At 70.2% G+C, this 18,637-nt stretch carries 16 protein-coding genes; 6 read left to right on the top strand and 10 right to left on the bottom strand.

What is annotated here, in order from left to right; translation table 11 throughout:
* Positions 1-454: 454 nt before the first annotated feature.
* On the bottom strand, positions 455-850 hold the full coding sequence (locus LV79_RS10615) for a hypothetical protein (protein WP_253834593.1): 396 nt from the start codon (positions 848-850) through the stop codon (positions 455-457).
* A gap of 1,080 nt (positions 851-1,930) precedes the next feature.
* Between LV79_RS10615 and LV79_RS10610 the strand changes: the two genes are divergently transcribed.
* From LV79_RS10610 to LV79_RS10600, 3 genes are read left to right on the top strand one after another with little or no spacing between them, the layout of a single operon-like run.
* On the top strand, positions 1,931-2,434 hold the full coding sequence (locus tag LV79_RS10610) for a hemerythrin domain-containing protein (RefSeq protein ID WP_253834591.1): 504 nt from the start codon (positions 1,931-1,933) through the stop codon (positions 2,432-2,434).
* 58 nt (positions 2,435-2,492) lie between these two features.
* Positions 2,493-2,921, top strand: a complete 429-nt coding sequence (locus LV79_RS10605) for a nitroreductase family deazaflavin-dependent oxidoreductase (RefSeq protein ID WP_253834589.1) — start codon at positions 2,493-2,495, stop codon at positions 2,919-2,921.
* 30 nt (positions 2,922-2,951) lie between these two features.
* On the top strand, positions 2,952-3,134 hold the full coding sequence (locus LV79_RS10600; RefSeq protein WP_253834587.1) for a hypothetical protein: 183 nt from the start codon (positions 2,952-2,954) through the stop codon (positions 3,132-3,134).
* On the opposite strand, the gene LV79_RS10595 is transcribed toward LV79_RS10600, so the two are convergent.
* Positions 3,094-4,851 (bottom strand): ABC transporter ATP-binding protein, encoded by a 1,758-nt coding sequence (locus LV79_RS10595; RefSeq protein WP_253834585.1) that lies wholly within the window; start codon positions 4,849-4,851, stop codon positions 3,094-3,096. The genes LV79_RS10600 and LV79_RS10595 overlap by 41 nt on opposite strands.
* On the bottom strand, positions 4,848-6,551 hold the full coding sequence (locus LV79_RS10590; RefSeq protein WP_301320965.1) for an ABC transporter ATP-binding protein: 1,704 nt from the start codon (positions 6,549-6,551) through the stop codon (positions 4,848-4,850). Before LV79_RS10590 ends, LV79_RS10595 begins: the two co-directional genes overlap by 4 nt.
* Positions 6,552-6,635: 84 nt before the next feature.
* Between LV79_RS10590 and LV79_RS10585 the strand changes: the two genes are divergently transcribed.
* Entirely contained in the window at positions 6,636-7,277 is a 642-nt protein-coding gene (locus LV79_RS10585) for a TetR/AcrR family transcriptional regulator (RefSeq protein WP_253834583.1), read from the top strand.
* A 127-nt stretch (positions 7,278-7,404) separates the two neighbouring features.
* Here LV79_RS10585 and LV79_RS10580 read toward each other — a convergent pair whose 3' ends face one another.
* The 7 genes from LV79_RS10580 to LV79_RS10550 form a co-directional block, all read right to left on the bottom strand.
* The gene (locus LV79_RS10580) at positions 7,405-9,807 is read right to left on the bottom strand and encodes a hypothetical protein (protein ID WP_253834582.1); all 2,403 of its coding nucleotides are present in this window, start codon (positions 9,805-9,807) and stop codon (positions 7,405-7,407) included.
* Positions 9,808-10,151: 344 nt separating this feature from the next.
* Positions 10,152-10,532, bottom strand: coding sequence for a hypothetical protein (locus LV79_RS10575; RefSeq protein WP_253834580.1), 381 nt, complete (start codon positions 10,530-10,532; stop codon positions 10,152-10,154).
* Positions 10,533-10,638: 106 nt separating this feature from the next.
* Entirely contained in the window at positions 10,639-11,052 is a 414-nt protein-coding gene (locus LV79_RS10570; protein WP_253834578.1) for a hypothetical protein, read from the bottom strand.
* Positions 11,049-11,801, bottom strand: coding sequence for a response regulator (locus LV79_RS10565; protein ID WP_253834576.1), 753 nt, complete (start codon positions 11,799-11,801; stop codon positions 11,049-11,051). Before LV79_RS10565 ends, LV79_RS10570 begins: the two co-directional genes overlap by 4 nt.
* 5 nt (positions 11,802-11,806) lie before the next feature.
* Positions 11,807-12,973, bottom strand: a complete 1,167-nt coding sequence (locus tag LV79_RS10560) for a sensor histidine kinase (RefSeq protein WP_253834574.1) — start codon at positions 12,971-12,973, stop codon at positions 11,807-11,809.
* A gap of 424 nt (positions 12,974-13,397) precedes the next feature.
* Positions 13,398-15,791 (bottom strand): ABC transporter permease, encoded by a 2,394-nt coding sequence (locus tag LV79_RS10555; protein ID WP_253834572.1) that lies wholly within the window; start codon positions 15,789-15,791, stop codon positions 13,398-13,400.
* Entirely contained in the window at positions 15,785-16,522 is a 738-nt protein-coding gene (locus LV79_RS10550; protein ID WP_253834570.1) for an ABC transporter ATP-binding protein, read from the bottom strand. Before LV79_RS10550 ends, LV79_RS10555 begins: the two co-directional genes overlap by 7 nt.
* A gap of 109 nt (positions 16,523-16,631) precedes the next feature.
* Here LV79_RS10550 and LV79_RS34380 point away from each other — a divergent pair, with 109 nt between their 5' ends.
* Both LV79_RS34380 and LV79_RS10540 read left to right on the top strand, forming a co-directional pair.
* Complete coding sequence (locus tag LV79_RS34380) at positions 16,632-17,834, top strand: sensor histidine kinase (protein ID WP_253834569.1); 1,203 nt, start codon at positions 16,632-16,634, stop codon at positions 17,832-17,834.
* Positions 17,810-18,478, top strand: a complete 669-nt coding sequence (locus LV79_RS10540; protein WP_253834568.1) for a response regulator — start codon at positions 17,810-17,812, stop codon at positions 18,476-18,478. Before LV79_RS34380 ends, LV79_RS10540 begins: the two co-directional genes overlap by 25 nt.
* Positions 18,479-18,637: the final 159 nt, after the last annotated feature.

The raw sequence follows: 18,637 nt of genomic DNA, 5'->3' as shown, positions 1-18,637 counted from the left end.
GGCGTGGGCCCCGGATCGGTCGTCAGGTCCGGATCGGCCCCGCGCTGGCCCCTGTTGCCGGTCGGGTCTTGGCCCGAAGTCCGGTCTCGGGCTGCGTCCTGGCTCCGGTTGGGGTCGCCACTGGTGCGCGGCTCGTCGGTGGTGTTCGGGTCGCGTCGGTCGTGCCCCTGCTCCGGCCAGCCGTGGCGCTCCGGACGACGCGGTTCGGCCCCTGGGTTCGGCGCTACCTGCTCCCGCCGCGCTGGCGTGTGGCCCTGGTGGGGACCCGTCGGGTCCGGCCGCGCGGCGGCCGGATCGATCGGCGGGTGCGCGCCCGGTAGCGGACCGGCGCCCGGTCGCGGCGGACCAGGCGTGGGCCCCCGGTGGGACGATCCCGCGCCCGGCTGGGGCTGACGATGGCCCTGCGGCGGAGCGTTACCCGCTCGGGGCGGAGGGCCATACGGCTGGGGCGGGCCTATGGGGCGCTGGTCCCGCGGCAGGCCCGGCTGGGGCGGTATGCCTGCTGCCTGCCGCGGGCGTTCGCCTGGTGTGCCCGACTCGGGTACGCCGTGCCCAGGTCGCGGGAGACCCCGTTGCGGCTGGCTCGGCCCTGGTGGACTGTGTGCGCGCTGGTGGGACTGGGCGCGGTCCGGCTGCGGCGAACCGGGCGCTGGGCCCTGTCGACCAGGGTGCGGTGCGCCGTGCCCTTGCCGCTGACCGGCTCGCGGCGAGCCCTGTCCTTGGGACGGAGTGCCGCCGCCTTGCCCGGGTGAGCCAGGTCCCTGTGCAGGCTGGCGGCCCTGCTGACCGGGTGCCCGCAGAGGTGGCGCGTGGCCGGGCTGGCCCTGCACGGGCGTGGTAGGCGGACCACTTGGACGTCCTGTGGGTGGCCCTGGCGGCGTGCTCGGGGTCGAGCCCTGCCAGCTGGACGACGACGCCGGTCGGGATCCGGACAGGCCGGGGGAGGCGGCGGGTGGGGTGGGCGTCCCCCGCGCTCCCGGCGCTGATGTGGGAGCAGAGGGCGAACCAGGTGAGTGCGCGGCTGGAGCGCTCCGGACATCCCGTGTGGTCGGCGTCCCCGAACGCGGAGCACTCGCGCCGTCGGGCACGCTCGGCGAGCGCGATGGGCGGGGAGGGGACCCAGGGGTGTCGGAACGCGGGCCTGCGGTGGTCGGGGCGCGGGACGGTGTGGACGCTGGGGTCCCTGAGGTGCGCGGAGCTGCAGTGCCCGCACTCCCGGACGGGCGGGGAGCGGACTTGCCCAGGCCATCGCCGGACTGGCGGAGGTCGGTCGCGTTCGACTGGTCGGCGCCCCGAGCCGCCTGGGCGGTGTCCTTGACCTTCTGGCCACTGGTCTCCGCCGAAGTGGCCGCACGGGCCACGCCTTCGCGAGCGGTGCGAATGGCCTCGTCAGCCTTGACCATCGCGACCTGACCGAACACCCCCGCGCTCTGCGACGACGCGCCGATGTTCAGCCTGCCGCCGACGCTGTCGCGGATCTGCCCTGCCCGGCCGGAGAAGCGGCGCCCCACGGAGTCCAGGGCGTCGGGGTCCAGGCCCGTGCCCGTCGTGACGCCAGAGCCGCCGGAACCGACCGGGCCCGGCGTGCTCGACCCGTCATGGTGGGACGTGCCGCTGCGCCTGCGCGTCATGAGCCGGTGGCTCGGGTATCAACGCTCGGCGGCACCTGAGCCCCCGATCCCCTCGCACGACACTGTCGCAACACGTCCCCCACGGCGGTCAGATCAGCCCGGCGACGTTCCCCCGAACGCCGCCGCGCAAGACTGCCACATCGCGACCGACCACACGTCGAGAACACCGAACACCACCCCATCCACAGCCAATGGGCGGGTCACCACCGGATCAGCACAGGGCGGCACGATGCGCTCACAGTGGTGAGGGTTCCGCTGTGGCCGTTAATGGGGTGGCGGGGTCGGTAAGGTTAGGGGTTATGAGTACTCCGGGGGCACGGCTTGTGGCGTTTGGGGATGAACTGGTTCGGATTCACCAGTGGCTTCGGGAAGAGCTCGCGCAACTCCGGGGTGATGTTGGGGCCTATCTCGATGGGCGGGGCGAGCGGCCGCGGGAGTTGAAGGCGCACTGCCTGTCGTTCTGCACGGCGCTGACCAAGCATCACACCGGTGAGGACGCGGGGGCGTTTCCGGTGCTGGCGAAGGACTTCCCAGATCTCCGGCCGATCATCGTCAAGCTCGAAGAAGACCACCAGATGGTGAGCTCGATCGTGCTGAGCCTCGAGCGGCTGATCAACGGCATATCCGACTCGCCGGACGAAGCCGAGGCACGACGGGTGCGCGGCGAGTTGGACGGGTTGACCGCGATCCTCGAATCGCACTTCATCTTCGAAGAGGGCCGCATCGTCAAGGCGCTCAACGAACTCACGGCCGAGGACGGGACCACCGAGAGCCTCCTCGGCCTCTCGGTCCCCACCGGCTGAGCATCGCCGCAGCTTCCGTCTTGTTCTCTGGTATTCGAAGAGTCAACGAAAGGATTTCATGAGCGAGGAACAGCAGTTCGACCCGGCGGCGTTCAACCGGGAGATCATCGCGGAATTCCGCGCGAACGACGGAAAAGTGGGCGGCATGTTCGCCGGGGCCACCATGGTCCTGCTGACTACGACCGGTGCGAAGAGCGGCAAGGAGCACACCGTTCCGCTGGTGTACCTCGAGATCGACGGCAAGACGGTCATCATCGGGTCGAAGGGCGGCGCCGACACCCACCCGGCGTGGTACCACAACATCCGCAAGAACCCGCAGGTAACCGTCGAGATCGGCACCGAGGAGTACCCGGCCCGCGCGGACATCGCCCCACCAGCCGAACGGGACGACCTCTTCGCCAAGGCAACCGCCCTCGCCCCCGGCTATGGCGACTACCAAGCAGGCACCACACGAACCATCCCCGTCATCACCCTCCACCGCGTCTGAGTTCCCGCGGACCTGTCGACAAGGGGGAACATGGTTGACGAACGGGCCAGTCGACAGGCGGCCAAGTTGCTTGTTGTCATGGCGGTATTCGGCAGTGTGGCGATCGTGCTTCTTCTCACCATTGGCGGTCGAGTTTTAGCGCTGATCCCCGCCATTCCCTTTGTGGCGCTGATCATCGCGGCGGTGGTGGTTGCTCGGCGGGTTTTCCGTTGAGCTGCGAGGGGGCGAATTGGGCGGCGCACAGGCGGGTGTAGGGGCCGTCGGCCGCAAGTAGTTCGGCATGGGTGCCCTGTTCGACCACCGCGCCGTCTTCCATGACCAGGATGAGGTCGGCGGAGCGGATGGTGGAGAGGCGGTGGGCGATGACGAAGGTGGTGCGGTCGCGGCGGAGGGTGGTCATGGCTTGTTGGACCAGGACCTCCGTGCGGGTGTCGACCGAGCTGGTCGCCTCGTCGAGGACCAGGACCGTGGAGCGGGCCAGTGACGCGCGGGCCAGGGTGATCAGTTGGCGTTCGCCGGTGGACAGGCTGGAGTCGTCGATCACCGTGTCGTAGCCCGCGGGCAGGGTGCGGATCAGGTGGTCGGCGTGCACGGTGCGGGCGGCGGTGACGATGGCAGCGGGGTCGGCGTCGGGGCGGCCGTAGCCGATGTTGTCGGCGATGGTGCCGTGGAACAGCCAGGTGTCCTGCGGTACGACGGTGATGGCGGAGCGCAGGTCGTCGCGGGACATGGTGCGGGTGTTGGTGCCGTCGAGCAGGATCGCGCCGCTGTCGGGGTCGTAGAACCGCAGCAGCAGGTTCACCAGCGTCGACTTGCCCGCCCCGGTCGGCCCGACGACCGCGACCGCCTGTCCTGGTTGGACGGTGATGGACAGGCCGCGCAGCAACGGTTCCCCGTAGCCGAACGTCACCTCCCGGAACTCGATCGCGCCGGTGGACCGCACCGGAGAGCGGGGCGGGTCCGGGGTCTGTTCCTCGGCGTCGAGCAGGTCGAAGACCCGGGCGGCGGACGCGATGGCGGACTGGATGCGGCCCGCGAGGAACCCGAACGTGGTCACCGGTTGGTTGACCTGCGTGACGTAGTGCAGGAACGCCTGGACGTCGCCGATGGTCAGCGCCCCCGCCGTCACCCGCACCGCGCCGAGGACCGCCACCACCAGGTAGTTGATGTTCCCGAGGAAGGCAACCGCCGGTCCGATGAGGCCCGCGGTGAACTCGGCCCGAACGCTCGCCGCCCGCACCCTCTCGTGGTGCTCGGCGAAGTCCTGCCCCGCCTCCGGGTGACGCCCGAAAGCGGTAACGACCTCATGCCCCGTGTACACCTGCTCGACCTGACCGCTCAGCTGCCCGGTCGCCGCCCACTGCTCGTCGAACCCGGGCTGCGCGCGCCTGCCGATCACCCTGGTCAGCAGCACCGCGGCGGGCATCGTCACCAGCAGCACCGCGGACAGCAGCGGCGAGATCAGCAGCATCACGACCAGCGCGCCGACGGCGTTGATCAGCGACGCCACGACCCGGAAGGTGATGTGCTGCACGGTCTGCGTGACGTTCTCGATGTCGTTGGTCGCCCGCGACAGCAGGTCACCCCGCGGCTGCGTGTCGAGGTAGCCGACCGGCACCCGGCTCAGCTTCGCACTGGCCCGCTCCCGCAGCCGGTACGCCAGCCGCTGCGCCACCGTCGCGATCAGCCGCCCCTGCACGACCAGGCACCCCCACGACCCGGCCGACAAGGCCCCGGCCACCGCGAGAAGCCGTGCCATACCAACGAGATCTCCACCCAAGGCAGCGTCGGTCGCCGACCCCAGCAGCACCGGGACCGTGATCGTCAGCCCCAGCCCAGCCACCCCGGCCGCCACGACCCCGATCACGCGCGGGCGATCCGGCCGCATCGCGCCGAGCAACCGCACCACCGTCGCACGGAAGTCGCTCACTTCTCCCCCTGTGACCGCAGGATCTCCTGGTACGTCGGGCTGATCCGCGACAGCTCCGCGTGGGTCCCAACCGCCTCCACCAGCCCCGCGCCGAGCACCACGATGCGGTCGGCCGAGCGGATCGAGGACAGCCGTTGCGCGACCACCACCACCGTCGCGTCGCCTATCTCTCTGGCTAACGCAGCCCGTAGTGCGGCGTCGGTTGCAGCATCTAGCGCCGAGAACGCGTCGTCGAACAGGTAGATCTGATGTCGGCCGACAAGTGCCCGAGCTATCGCCAGCCGTTGACGTTGACCACCGGAGACAGTGGTACCGCCCTGCGCGACCGGTGTGTCCAGACCTTCAGGCATAGCGGCCACGAAGTCGCGAGCCTGGGCGACCTCTAGTGCGTGCCACAGCTCGTCGTCGGTAGCGTCAGGGGAGCCGTAGCGCAGGTTCGACGCGATGGTCCCCGAGAACAGGTAGGACCGCTGCGGCACAAGGCCAATCAGGCGCGACAGGACAACCCTGTCAAGCTGCCGTACGTCCACCCCGTTGACTGACACCGAACCGCTGTCCACGTCGATAAGCCGAGCCAGCAGGTTCACCAAGGTCGTCTTACCGGCACCGGTAGACCCAACGATCGCCGTCGTCTGGCCAGGTCTAGCGACGAGATCGACCCCGCGCACAGCCGCATTCTCAGCCCCGGGATAGCCGAAACTCACCCCCCGGACGTCCAAATCCCCCGGCCCAGACGGGTAAACGCGCTTGCCTGGCTCGGGAACGCTCGGCTGCGTGGCCAGCACCTCGGTGATCCGGTCCATGCTGACCCGGGCGCGCGGCAGCATCTCGAAGACCGTCATCGCGACCATGACCGACATCAGGATCTGCGCCAGGTAGCCGAGGAACGCGACCAGCGCGCCCACCCGCAGGTCCCCGCCGAGCACGCGCGGACCGCCGAACGCGACCACCGCGATCGCCGCCAGGTTGATCACCAGCAGCGCGGACGCCCCGGAGAACGCCTGCAACCGGCCCAGCCGCAGCGCCACCGCCATCAGGTCGCCGTTGGCCCCGGCGAACCGGCGCCGCTCGTGCGCGTCGCGGACGAACGCCCGGATGACCCGCACGCCGGTGATCTGCTCGCGCAGCACCCGGTTGACCGCGTCCGTGCGGACCTGCGTCAACCGCGACGGCGGCGTCATCCGCCGGATGATCAGGACCATCGCCGCCGCCGCGACCGGGATGGCCACCAGCAGCACCCCCGACAGCGGCACGTCGAGCCTGCTCGCGAGCACGACGCCGCCCACCGCCAGCAAAGGCGCGCTGAGCAGGGCGGACAGGGTGGTGAACACCAGGACCTGCACCTGCTGGACGTCGTTGGTCGTGCGCGTGATCAGCGACGGCGTCCCGAACCGGCTGAACTCGCGCGCCGAGAACCGCTGGACGTGGGTGAACGTGGCGGCGCGCAGGTCGGCGCCCACGCCCATGCCGACCCGGGCGCCCAGGTACACCGCGACCGCCGCGCAGGTCGCCTGCACCACGGTCGCCACCAGCATCAGCGCGCCGCGGCCCAGGACGTACCCGGTGTCGCCGGTGAGCACGCCGTTGTCGATCACGTCGGCGTTGAGCGTCGGCAGGTGCAGCAACGCCAGCGCCTGCACCAGGTGCACCGCGGCGACCAGGGCGACCGGCCGGGCCCACCGCCGGAGCAGGGAGATCATCACCGGGCCGACGCTAGCAGGGAAACTTGCACCGGGTGTACTTATTTAGTGGGATGAGAAATCACCCTGGTGTAGGGTCAGCTCGTGGATGATCACCCGGGCCTGCGCGAGCGGAAGAAGGACACGACGCGGCGCCAGCTCTCGGCGGCCGCGCTGACCCTGTTCGAGGCGCACGGCTTCGAGGGCGCGTCCTGCGCCGCGATCGCCGAGGCGGCCAACGTCTCCAAGAAGACCCTGTTCAACTACTTCTCCCTCAAGGCGGACCTGGTGCTCGAGATCGCCCGGCGGCCGCACGTCCACGAACCCGCCGACGTCGTCCGCGCCCGCCCGCCGGGGCAAAGCCCGCACGCCGCCCTGCGCGACCACCACCTGGCGGGCCTGGCCGAGCGCCGCCCGTCGACCGGGCTCACCGACGACCCCGACGTCCTGCGGCTCAACCGGCTCATCGACGTCACCCCCGAACTGGCCCACCGCGAGGCGCAGTACCACCAGGACTGCCTGCGGCTGCTGGTCCAGGCACTGGTCGACGAGGGCACACCCGAGCTGGTCGCCCGGCTGGTCGCCGCCCAGATCCACGGCACGCACCGCGTCCTCGTCACCGAGAACACCCACCGGGTCATGGCGGGCGACCCCCTCGACACCATCCACGCCGACGCGGTCGTGGCCACCGAACACGCCTACCACCTGCTCGAACACGGTCTGGGCGACCTCTTGCGCCGCTCGTAGAACCCCTGCCCGATGTCGTGCAGGCCGACCGAGCAGCCCCCGAATCCAGCCTAGTTGTCGGCACACATGGGGAGCACGGTCCGAGGCGGGGCTGTGGACAACCGCGGGGGTTGTGGACGCGGCGGTGTCACCGTTTGCGTGGGGCGATGCGGAACAGGGTGCCGACCTTGACGCCGGAGCGGGCCAGGCCGCGCATCTGGGCCACGATGTGCTCGGTCTGCGCCCACACCGGGAGGAAGAGGTTGAACTCCGCCGAGCGCAGCGCCCCGCCCAGCGACTCCTGGAGCGCGTGGTCGGAGAACGGGATGCCGGGACCGAGCCTGCGCTTCACGGCCTTCTGCAGCGCGTCGTAGGTGTCCTCGGCGAACGGGTTGTCGGCCGAGAGGAGCGTCGCGGCCTTGGCGTCGCTCCAGCGCAGACCGCCCTGGGTGCCGAAGGCCGTGGCGCCGAGCGTGGGGATGTGGTTCGAGTCGCCCGCGACGTGCTTGCACTCCAGGTTGTACAGCTTGATCAGGTCACCCTGCTTGGACACCCCGAGGCCGTCGTAGCCGTGCCCGCCGCCGTGCAGCTTCGCGTCGATGACCGTCATCCGGGGCAGGCCGTGCGCGGCGAAGTACCCGGACGCGACGCCGTAGCGGATGACGTGCTCGAACTCGGCGGAGGACATGGTCGCGAGCTTGAGCTCCGAGTAGGGCACGTTCACCACCTCGACGACCCGCTGCACGGTGCGCGCCGCGACCTTCGGGACCCTGGCCGCCGCGGCCTCGATGGACACCTCGGCCACCTTGCCGCCCACTCCGATGTGCCCCTCCGTGGACGACTCGCCGCCGCCGATGATCTCGATGACCGCGTCCAACGCCTCGCCGACCGCGGCCTGGCCGATGCCGCTCGCCGTCGCCAACGCCGCCCGCGCCAACTCCTCGCGGCTAGCCCCGGTCGCCTTCATCGCGATCTCCTCGGCGGAGCGGAACACGCCGTCGCGCCAGGCCACGATCTTGCCCATCGCCGCCGACTCGGGGCCGACCGCGCTGAGGATCTTCTGCCAGCTGCCCACGTTGCGCACGGTCGCGGCCGGTCCCAGCGAGGTGACCGACCGCTCGATCGCCTCCTTCGCGCCGACCGTCGCACCGCGCGCGATGCCCTTGAGCGCCACCGCATCCGCGACCTTGGCTTCCAACGCCTTGACTGCCTGCGTCGACGCGCGCGCCGCCTTGCCCAGCCCGTAGACGTCGACCAGCGCCATCGCGGTCGCCATCAGTGCGCTGAGCATCGCGTCGTCGGCTTGTCCTTGGGTGACAACGGAGTTCTCGTCGGTGACCGTCGACTTCGCGGCCGTTTCCAGCTTGGCCCAGTCGTTCCAGCTGGCCGCCGCCGTCCCGGCCGACGACGCCAGGCTGATGACCGCCGCCACCACCGGGGTCGCGGTCCCCACCGACCCGACCTCGACGGCGACGATGAGCGCCAACGTCACCAAGCCGACCAACTTGCTGCCCGCGGCGGCGTCCTCGGCGTGTTCCTGGACGTGGTCGGCGGCGAGCTTCTGCGGGAAGAGCTTCTGGTAGGAGGGATCCGCGGCGAGGACTTGCCGGTGCACGGGCGTCATCTCGGCGAAGTCGAGCGCGCGGGACTGGATGTCACCTTTGGTCGTGGCGGCGTTGGCGAGGATGTCTTTCAGTGCGGCGGTAAGGGCTTTGCGCGCGGAGTTGGTGTCCTGTTGTAGCAACGGATCCGTGCCGCCGCGGGCCGCTAGGGCGTACAGGGCGGGGTTCTTGTTGAGGATGCGCGCGGTGACCTGGGTGAGTTCGGTGTGTACCGCGAGGACGGCCTCGTAGTTCGCGATTCCCAGCTCTGGCGCGGGGTCCGGCGTCGACCGCGCCGCGGGTGGGCGCTCCGGGTCGAACGTCACCAACGGTTTCGGCACCGGGACCGTCGACCCACCAACCGGCGAGTTGTCACCGTCGCGCTCGGCCCCAGGCTGCGGCGGCCCGTAGCCGACGTTCAACTTGCGCAACGCCCCCAGCCGCGCCTGCGCGTCCTTGATCTGCTGCGCCAACTGCTTCTGCTCAGCGATAGCCGCGTCGCTCTCCGCCGTCGCCGTGGCTGGCCCCCCGTCGAGCGCCACCCCGAGCCGCTTCGCCTCCCCCTCGATGGCCCGCACGTTCGCCTCGACGTTGCCCACCGCCCGCTCCCGCACCCGGTCGGCGAACCCGGTCCGCAGGTCGTTCATCCACGGGACGTACTTGATCTCCGCACCGTGCTCCGCGCACTCCTTCCACAGCGCCCAGTCCTGCTCCCCCAACGAATCCCGGTACGGGTACATCGCCCGCCAAGCCGACTCCAGCGTGATCTCCTCGTCCCGCCCAACCCAGAGGAAGCTGTGGTCGAGCACCAACCGGCAGATCTTCCGCCCCTGCTCCACCGAGATCGCCCCGAACGGCCGGTGCTCCCGCAACAAGCCCGCGTCAGTCCCCGCCAAAACCTCATCCAGCGGCTTCTTCTCCCCCACCCGCTGCACCACCATCCGAGCCACAGCGGCATTCCCCACCAACCCCTGCAACCGCAACGCCTCCCCCGGCCGCACCCCGGGTAATCGCCCCTCCCCCCGCCTCCCCCCACTACCTACAACCCCACGCTCCGGCTTGACCTGAACCCTGTCCATCGCCACCACCCGTCCACATACCCCACCCCCGAGCGTACGTCCGCCCCACCAAGCCCAACAGACATCATCCGGCCGCACCGATTTGCCCTTACGTGCAACCAAACCTGCCCATTCGGCCCGGCCATCAGCAGGTGTTCGTTGCCGTACTTGGCGTTGGTTCCGGCTCGAGTGCTGAGGCCTGGTCCGCAGGGCCACCCCGCGGACCAGGCGACGAGTCAGCAGCCCCGCACGGCCGACTGGTTGGTGACGTAGGAGGAGTGGACGAACGCCCACTGCGTCGCGCCACCGGTGTGGGTCACGTACGCCTTGAACCAGCGGTTGCTGGAGTAGTTGCCGGTGGCCCAGTCGCCGTCCTTCCAGCAGTCGACCCAGGACACCTGGTGGTTGGAGCCGGGGTCGGCGGTGACCCAACCGAGGAAGGTGTTGTTGAGATAGGGGGCGTTGCGGGCCGCCGCACCCGACTGGACCAGCATGGTCGCGTACTGCACCGTGCTCTCGCCGTCGGAGCGGACCGGTGTGGCGTCGGCCGTCGGCGCGATGAGCGCGAGCGCCGCGGTCGCCGCCGCCGTGCCCAGGACGCGGGTCAAGGTCTTCATGACGTCGGACTCCTCGTGGTTTCGGTGGCGCGGGTCGCGCCACCTGCACCACTGACTCTGGTCGGACCCGAGCCCGGGGAGAACGGACAAATGTGGATGCCGCCCGCTACCCGGCGAACTGGTCCTCGCACCGGCCGCCCGTGGTGCGGCGGTCCTCGCACACCAAGCACCGGAACGGTTGTGTGGCGTCCACCGAGGAGACGGAGATCCCCCAGGCCCCCGCCGTGCCACCACAACCCACGTTGACGCGGTACGGCCCGCTGAACTCCTGCTGGAACACGTACCGGCGGGCCACGCCCGTCCCCGGCTCTCCCGGGTCGGCCCACCAGGACCCGCCAGTGCTGGACTCCACCCACACCCCTACGGGTGGGTTGCCGGACGAACAGGACACGTCGATGGTCAACTGCCTGCTGTTGGCCGCGGGCACCGTCGCCGCGAGCACGACCCAGATCACGATCAACCCAGCGAGCAGGCCGTGGGGCAACCAGGAACCGGTGTACCAGCGGCTTGGCGCGGTCACCGGTGGAACCCCCGAACGGTGTCGTCGAGGAAGAACTGCCAGTTCTGGCTCGCGTAGCGGACGACCTCGGCGGTGGGTGGGCCGTCCTCGGTGCAACCGGGGTCGAAGGCCACCAGCTTGGCGCGGATCGCGTCCATGCCGCGGCGGACGGTACCCGCGGTGACCCCGACGATCTTGCCGATGGCGGCGTGCTCGTGCACCCCGAGCGCCATCGCGCGCCACACCGCCAGTCTCGTGCTGGAGGTGAAGAACGTCTCGGCCAGGGTCGGCGCGTTCGCTGGCGGGAAGTACATCCTCAGCACGGGGTCGACGTGGTCCTGCTCGTCAACGGCCGCACGGACCGCCGTGACGAGCTTGCCCACAGCGTCCTTCGGGCACATGACCCGGCAGCCGAGCTGTTCGCGAGCGAACAGCATGTGCAGCCGCCGGTTGGACTCGCCGTTGGTCCACAAGACCGTCCGGACCTCTGGGGTGGCCGTGCGAGCCGCGTGCAACACCGCCAAGCCGCTCAGGTGCAGCCGCGGGTCGGTGAGCCGAACCGAGCCCAGCCGCCTGCGCCGCTCGAACTCCACCGAGTGCGCTTGGTAGAGCATGTCCACGACAGCGATGTCGAAACGCTCGCGGTGCAGGCGAGTCAGCGCTTCCACCGGGTCGGGCACCACGGTCACCTCGCACGGCAGTGCATCGCGGAGCTCGGTGACCGCCATCTGCGCCGCCACGCCCTCGTCCTCGACCAGCAGCACGCGCATCCCGCTCACCTGTCCGCTCGCAGGGGCAGTGTCAGGCGCAGTGCCGCACCGCCCTCGGGGCCGGGTTCTCGCAGGACCAGGTCACCACCGAGGGCCACGAGTGAGGCGCGCAGGCGTTGCATGTTGCTCGCCGGATCGGCGAACGTCCCGGGCGCCAGCCCCGGTCCGCGGTCGGTGACGTCGAAGACCATGGTGGCGCCGTGCAGCGCGAACTTGAGGTCTACGGCGCCACCGCCGTGGTCGACGACGTTCTTGAGCAGGTCGGCCAGCCCCTGTTCCAGGACGATCGCCTGCTCGCGCGGGATGGTCAAGGCGCCCATCTCAGGAGACGACAACAGGGTCAGCTGGTCGCCGTGCAGCCGCACCGCGTTCTTGACGATGTCGACCGCTCCCGCGTTGTGCTCTTGCAGCAAGAGCTGTCGGCGTCGCTGGTAGGTGGTCTCGCGGAGTTCACGCCCCACTTCGCGCGGGTCCTGTCCGGAGTCGATGCGACGCGCGGCGCTCTCGACGTGTGAGTGGAAGTCGCCGAGTGCCGCCTCGTAGCTCCGGGTCAGGGCCTCCTTCTCCACCTGCACCGCGATCCGGCACAGCCAGGCGATCCCCTTGCCCACCAGGAACCACACCACTGCCCACACCGCGTAGAGGGCCACGCTGCGCAGGTGCATCGTGGTGAGATCCCAGCGGCGAAGCAGTCCGATGATCAGCAGCGGGTGCAGCGCGACCGCCACGACCAACCCGCACTCGATGGCCCACCGCTGCCGCGAGCTGCGGAACCCGCCCCACGGGTAGAACGCGAAGACCGTGAGCGGGATGAGGGCGTAGTTGCCCAACGGCACACCGTTGCCGTAGGACGCGAAGTCCCCGGGCGCGAGCAGGTGCGCCAAAGCGAGCTGGACCACGAAGATCATGGCGATCCAGGTGAACGTCCATGCGTGCCCACGGGTCAACGGCCCGCGCTGGTACAGCACCAACACCGCCAGCGCCAAGTGCACGATCCCCAGCACCACGACGATCCAGATCGCACCCGGGCGGTACCGGTCGTTGACGGCGCTCATGACGAGGTTCGTCGCCTGCAGCAACAGCACGACCGCCTCGAACGGCTTGAGCAGCTTGTTCGTGGTCGCCGCCAGCAGGACCACGTCCGGCCGCCCGAGCGCCGCAGGTCCCGTCATCCAGGAACTCGCACCGAGTCGTCCACACCCTCGATGATGCATCCGATACCCGGTCACGCCAAGCGGAACCAGCTCGCAAACGGGTGGTCCGCGTCCCCAAGGGATACCGAGATCCCCTCCGCAAGCCGAGTGAGCGAAACAACGATGACAAGCGGGTGCCGAAGACTATTCAGAGTGCGGTTTAGCGATGAGCAAGCGATCGCCAGTGTGGAGTTGCCTTGCGCGTGACTCCTCGAGAACACCCACGCCCGACAACCGGTTTCCCATCCGACTCTTTCGCTTTCGCCATCGCTGCAGCCAACGGACTATGCCTCTTTGCCCACTCTGGATCGCCCTCTTCAGCTGTCGGACTCGCCAGGGCAGTTGGGCGCAGCGAAGCACCCAACTACCGAGAGGCGAGGCGAGTAATGCCAGTTGGCGGGGGCTAGGTGAGGGGGCGGTGGCGGAGGGAGAGGTGGATGGGGAGGGTGGTGGCGGTGAGGGCTAGGGCGAGGCTGAGGGTTATGGCGGTTAAGGGGACTTGCCAGGGGATGGAGAGGGAGAGGGGGGTGCCTAGGTGGTGGGATAGGCCGGTGGCGTTGGCGTAGAGGGCTAGTAGGGCGATGAGGAAACCTAGGGTCGCGCCGATGGTTACGGATAGGGCGGATTCGGCTGCGGCGGTGAGGGTTACTTGGCGGCGGGTGGCGCCTGCGCGGCGGAGGGTGGTGAAGTCGGTGATGCGGGAGGCGGTGGCCATGAGGAGGGTGTTGGCGATGGAGAGGGCGGTGTAGCCGAGGGCGACGATCACCAGGAGTGCGACGAAGATGCGGACCAGGCGGTCTTCGTCGGCGTCGGCGCTGGCGGCGTAGGCGGCTCGGTCCAGGGCTTGTGCGCCGAGGGGTGCGGTGGTGGGTGGTGAGCCGAGGACGTGGACCGCGGCGGTGAGGGCGGTGGGGGCGTGGTCGCGGACTGTCTTGCGGGGTAGCAGGATCGGGGTGGGTGCGGCGCTGTTGGGGAGCACTGCCACCACTCGGAGGGTGACCAGTAGACCGTCCTCAAAGGTCAGTCGGGTGGTGTCGCCTGCCCGCACGCCGAGTTGGCTGGCCGCGGACGCCGTGATCGCGGCCGTGTCCGGGCCGACGAGGCCGTCCAGCGCGTTGTCGAGCTTGGTGTTGGCCTGGGCGAAGGCCGCGGGGTCGATGCCGGTGGCGGGGAAGTGCCTGCGGTCGTCGGTGTAGAGCTCGGTGGGCAGGAGCGCGGCACCTGGCGAGGCGGTGGCGGCTTGGTCGGAGAGACCCGGCGTCCCGTTGGGGATGACGATGGCCACGGCCCGGGTCGCGAGTTCCCGCGCTGCCGCGTAGCCGCCCATCGATGTCTCGACCATCCCGGAGATGAGGACCGCCAGCCCGACCGTGAGCAGCACGGGTGCCGCGGTCGACGCGGTGCGGCGCACGGCCGTCAGCGCGCTCCCCCGGACGATCATCCCCACCGCGCTGCTGGCCAGCGGAGCGGTGAGCAGTCGGACGACGGGCGGGATGACCACCGGTGCGAGCAAGGTGCTGCCGACGATCAACGCCATCGCCGCGTAGAGCGAGTTCGTGGTCATGTCCTCCGGATCACCCAGCACGGTGAGCCCGATGAGCAGCAACCCGATCCCGCTGCACACTCCCCCGGCCCACCAGCGGCCCTTGGTCATCGGCGTCGAGTCCACGGTGGCCTCGCGCAGCGCCTCCAGTGGACGGATCCGCGCCGCGCGGCGACCCGCTGCCCAGACCCCGGCCATCGCGACCAGCAGCCCGACGACGAACGCACCCGCGAGCGCCAAGAGCTGGGTCTCGACGACGAAGGTCCTCGGCTCGAGCCCCGCGCTGATCAACAGATCGCCCAGCACCGGCGCCAAGACCCCGCCCAGCACCGACCCGAGCAATCCAGCGACCACCGCGATCGCGAGCGCCTCACCGAAGAGCACTCGGCGGACCTGACGGGGTGTCGCCCCGATCGCGCGCAGCAACCCGAGCTCTCGGCGCCGCTGGGCGACGACGAACGCGAAGGTGGACGCCACGACGAACATCGAGACGAACGCGCTGAGGCTGCCGAGACCGGTCAGCACCTGGTCACCGATCCACCGCACCCGCTGGTCGGCCATCGGCTCGAGCTCGGCCCTGGCCGCCCCGGCTAACACCTGCCCGTCCGCACCGAGAGCCGTCCGCGCCCCCGCTTGGACCGCGTCCTGATCCGCACCTGGGTCTAGTCGCAGGCCGATCGCCCGGACTCCGGGCGACATCCGGGCCGCCTCGCTGTCGCTGAGGTAGATACCTGGACCGTCAACGGTGCCGACGACCCGGTACTGAGCTGGCCCGGCCGCGGTGAGCATCGTCAGCGTTGTCCCCGCGCTTACGCCCAAGGTCTCGGGCACGACGACATCGTCGGCCTGATGCGGAGGCGATCCAGACGCGAGGCGGTACGGCGCCAGCTCCGCGGCCGACCACGGGTAGCCCTGATCGACATCCGTCACCGGGTCACCGCCCAAGACCGGCTGGGCGTAGAAGGTGCGGTCGGGGATCGCCCGCGCCACACCGGGGATCTGCTCGAACGCCACGACCAGGTCCCCGGCCTTGGCCGCCGACCACGGCTTGCCGTCGGTGAACATGCTGTCTTGTTGGTCGACCGTGGGGCTCTGGGCGAACACCGGGGTGTCGCGATAGCGCTCAGGGACCGTGGGGTGGGCGGACAGCAACACCAAGCCGGTCATCGACAGGATCGCGACGCCGAGGAAGACCGCGACGAAGGTGCCGATGAAACTGGTCCAACGGCTCTTGATAGAGGCGATACTCAGCACGACGTCCCCCTGCGGTTCGCCGTCGCGATGGACTCGGCGGTCAACGAACCGGTCAGCTCCTCGGTGATCCGCCCGTCCACCATGAGCAGCACGCGGTCGGCGTAAGAGGCGGCGACCGGGTCGTGGGTCACCATGACGACCGTCTGCCGGTGCCGGTCGACGACGCCGCGGAGCAGCGTGAGCACGTCGCGGGAAGTCTTGGAGTCCAACGCGCCGGTCGGCTCGTCCGCGAACACCGCCGCTGGCCTGGTGACCAGTGCCCTGGCCAGGGCGACCCGCTGCTGCTCGCCGCCGGACATCTCACTGGGCAGGTGCGTACCCCTGGCTCCGAGACCGACCTCGGCGAGCGCGCCGTCGACCTCGCTCGGTCGCGGCCGACGCCCGGCCAGGCGCAAGGGCAACGCCACGTTCTGGGCGGCGGTCAACGCGGAGACGAGGTTGTAGGACTGGAAGACGAACCCGATCCGCTCGCGGCGCAGCTCGGTCAGCTTGGTCTCGTCGAGGCCGCCGAGGTCGGTGCCGCCGAGCAGGACCTCGCCGCCGGTCGGGCGGTCCAGCCCGGCGGCGCAGTGCAGCAGCGTGGACTTCCCCGAACCGGAGGGGCCCATCACGGCGGTGAAGGAACCCGCCGGGAACTCGGTCGTCACGCTGTCGAGCGCGGTGACCGAGCGGGGTGCTGAGCCGTAGACCTTGCTGACCGATCGGAGCCGCACGGTGTCTGGTGTTGGCATGCGACAAGGAAAGCGTGGACGCTGACCTGCGACAATCGCCCTAGCACTAGTGTTGGGACTATACCTAGCACTACTGCCCGGCCGGGATATCCCGCCTACGCTGGACCCCGTGTTCCCGTCCTCTCCGCGCCACGACGCCCTCTCGGCCATCACGCGCGGCCCGCTGAAGCTCCTGGCTTCGGGGTGGCCGTGGCGGTCGTTGTCGTACCTGGCGCTGAGTGCTGTCTCGGGCGCCGCGGTGCTGACGATCCCACTCCTGCTGATCTTCAAGCTCGACGTGCCCGATGTCGTGGTGGTCGCCCTCGCCGCGGTGCTCATGGTCATCTTCATGCGGCTCATCGGGTTGCCGTTCGAGCTGTGGCGGCTGCGGTTGGTCGACGCGGAGTTGGCCACGCGCATCCAGATCCGCAGACGGCTGGCACCCAGGCAGCTCAGCTACGTGGTGGCCTCGATGTTGGCGCTGTGGTGGATAGACCTCGGGGTCCTGGTCTTCTCGCTGGGCGTGCCGCTGTTCATGCTCAGCGCGCCACTGCAACCCACCGCGCCGACCTGGCTGGCGATCTGGCTGTGCCCGTTCGGGGCACTGCTCTTACTCGTGTCCGCTTACCCGATGACCGCGTGGGTCGGGGCACGCGCCGCGATGGCGCGCGCGATCCTCTTCCCGCAGGACCGGGTGCTCGGTGAGGTCGTGCGGTCCCGCGCGCGGTTGGTCGACGCGTTCGAGGCCGAGCGGCGGCGCATCGAACGGGACCTGCACGACGGCGCGCAGCAGCGGTTGGTGACGCTGACCATGAAGCTGGGTCTGGCGCGGCTCGACCTGCCGCCCGGGTCCGCGCTGGCCACCGACCTGCGCGACGCGCACGACCTCGCGACCGGGGCGCTGGCCGAGCTGCGGGAGCTGATCCGCGGCATTCACCCGAAGGTGCTCACCGACCGGGGGTTGGCCGCCGCGGTGCAGGACGTCGCCGGGCACTCGGAGGTGCCGGTCAAGGTCGACCTGCGGCTGGGTGGCCGGCTGTCCGCCACCATCGAGACCGCCGTCTACTACGCGGTGTCGGAGGCGCTCACCAACGTCGTCAAGCACAGCGGGGCCACCCAGTGCTCGGTGCGGGGCGAGGTGCGCGGCGGCTCGCTGGTGGTGGAGGTGTCCGACGACGGGGTCGGCGGCGCGGACATCAGTCGCGGCTCCGGGCTGCAGGGGCTGGCCGACCGGCTGGCCGTGGTCGACGGCACACTGGTGGTGTCCAGTCCGGTCGGTGGGCCGACCACGCTGCGAGTGGGGATACCGTGCCAGACCGACGACTCCGGATAGCCGTCGCCGACGACGCCGTGCTGCTGCGCGAGGGCCTGGTCGGGGTGCTGGAGCGCTTCGGGCACACCGTCGTCGCTTCGGTCGGCGACCCCGACTCGCTGCTGGCCGCCGTGCACGCGGACGAGTTGGACATCGTGCTGACCGACGTGCGGATGCCGCCGACGTTCACCGACGAGGGCATGCGCGCGGCGCTGGCGCTGCGGCGGACCTGGCCGGGGCTCCCGGTGCTGGTGCTGAGCCAGTACGTCGAGCAGTCCTCCGCCGCCGACCTGCTCGACACCGGCGGCGGCGTGGGCATCGGCTACCTGCTCAAGGACCGCGTCGGCGACGTGGCCCAGTTCGTCGACGCCGTGGTCCGGGTCGCCGACGGCGGCACCGCCATCGACCCGGAGGTCGTGCGCACCCTCGTGTCGCAGACCAACCAACCCATCCACCGCCTCACCGGCCGCGAGCGCGAGGTCCTCGCCCTGATGGCCGAGGGCCGCTCGAACGCCGCCATCGGCACCACCCTGGTCGTCACCGACGCCGCCGTGGCCAAGCACATCGCCTCCATCCTCACCAAACTCGACCTCCCCCCAGCCACCGAGGGCCACCGCCGAGTCCTCGCCGTCCTCGCTTACCTCCGGGACTCCGAGCCTGCCTGACCTCTCCAGGCCGCGGTACACCCCGAGCGGACCCACCGATGCGCACTGTCGCATCGATCAAGGTAGCCATATGTCCTTTATGGACATACCAGCACGACGGCCGACGAGTTCCCGTTGCCCGGAAACGCATCGGCCAGGTTCCGCCGAGTAGCTCTACCC

The sequence above is a fragment of the Actinokineospora globicatena genome (genome assembly GCF_024171945.1).
Taxonomy (GTDB): domain Bacteria; phylum Actinomycetota; class Actinomycetes; order Mycobacteriales; family Pseudonocardiaceae; genus Actinokineospora; species Actinokineospora globicatena.
Note: the sequence above shows the minus strand (reverse complement) of the source record. Positions and strands in the feature narration are given on the sequence as shown.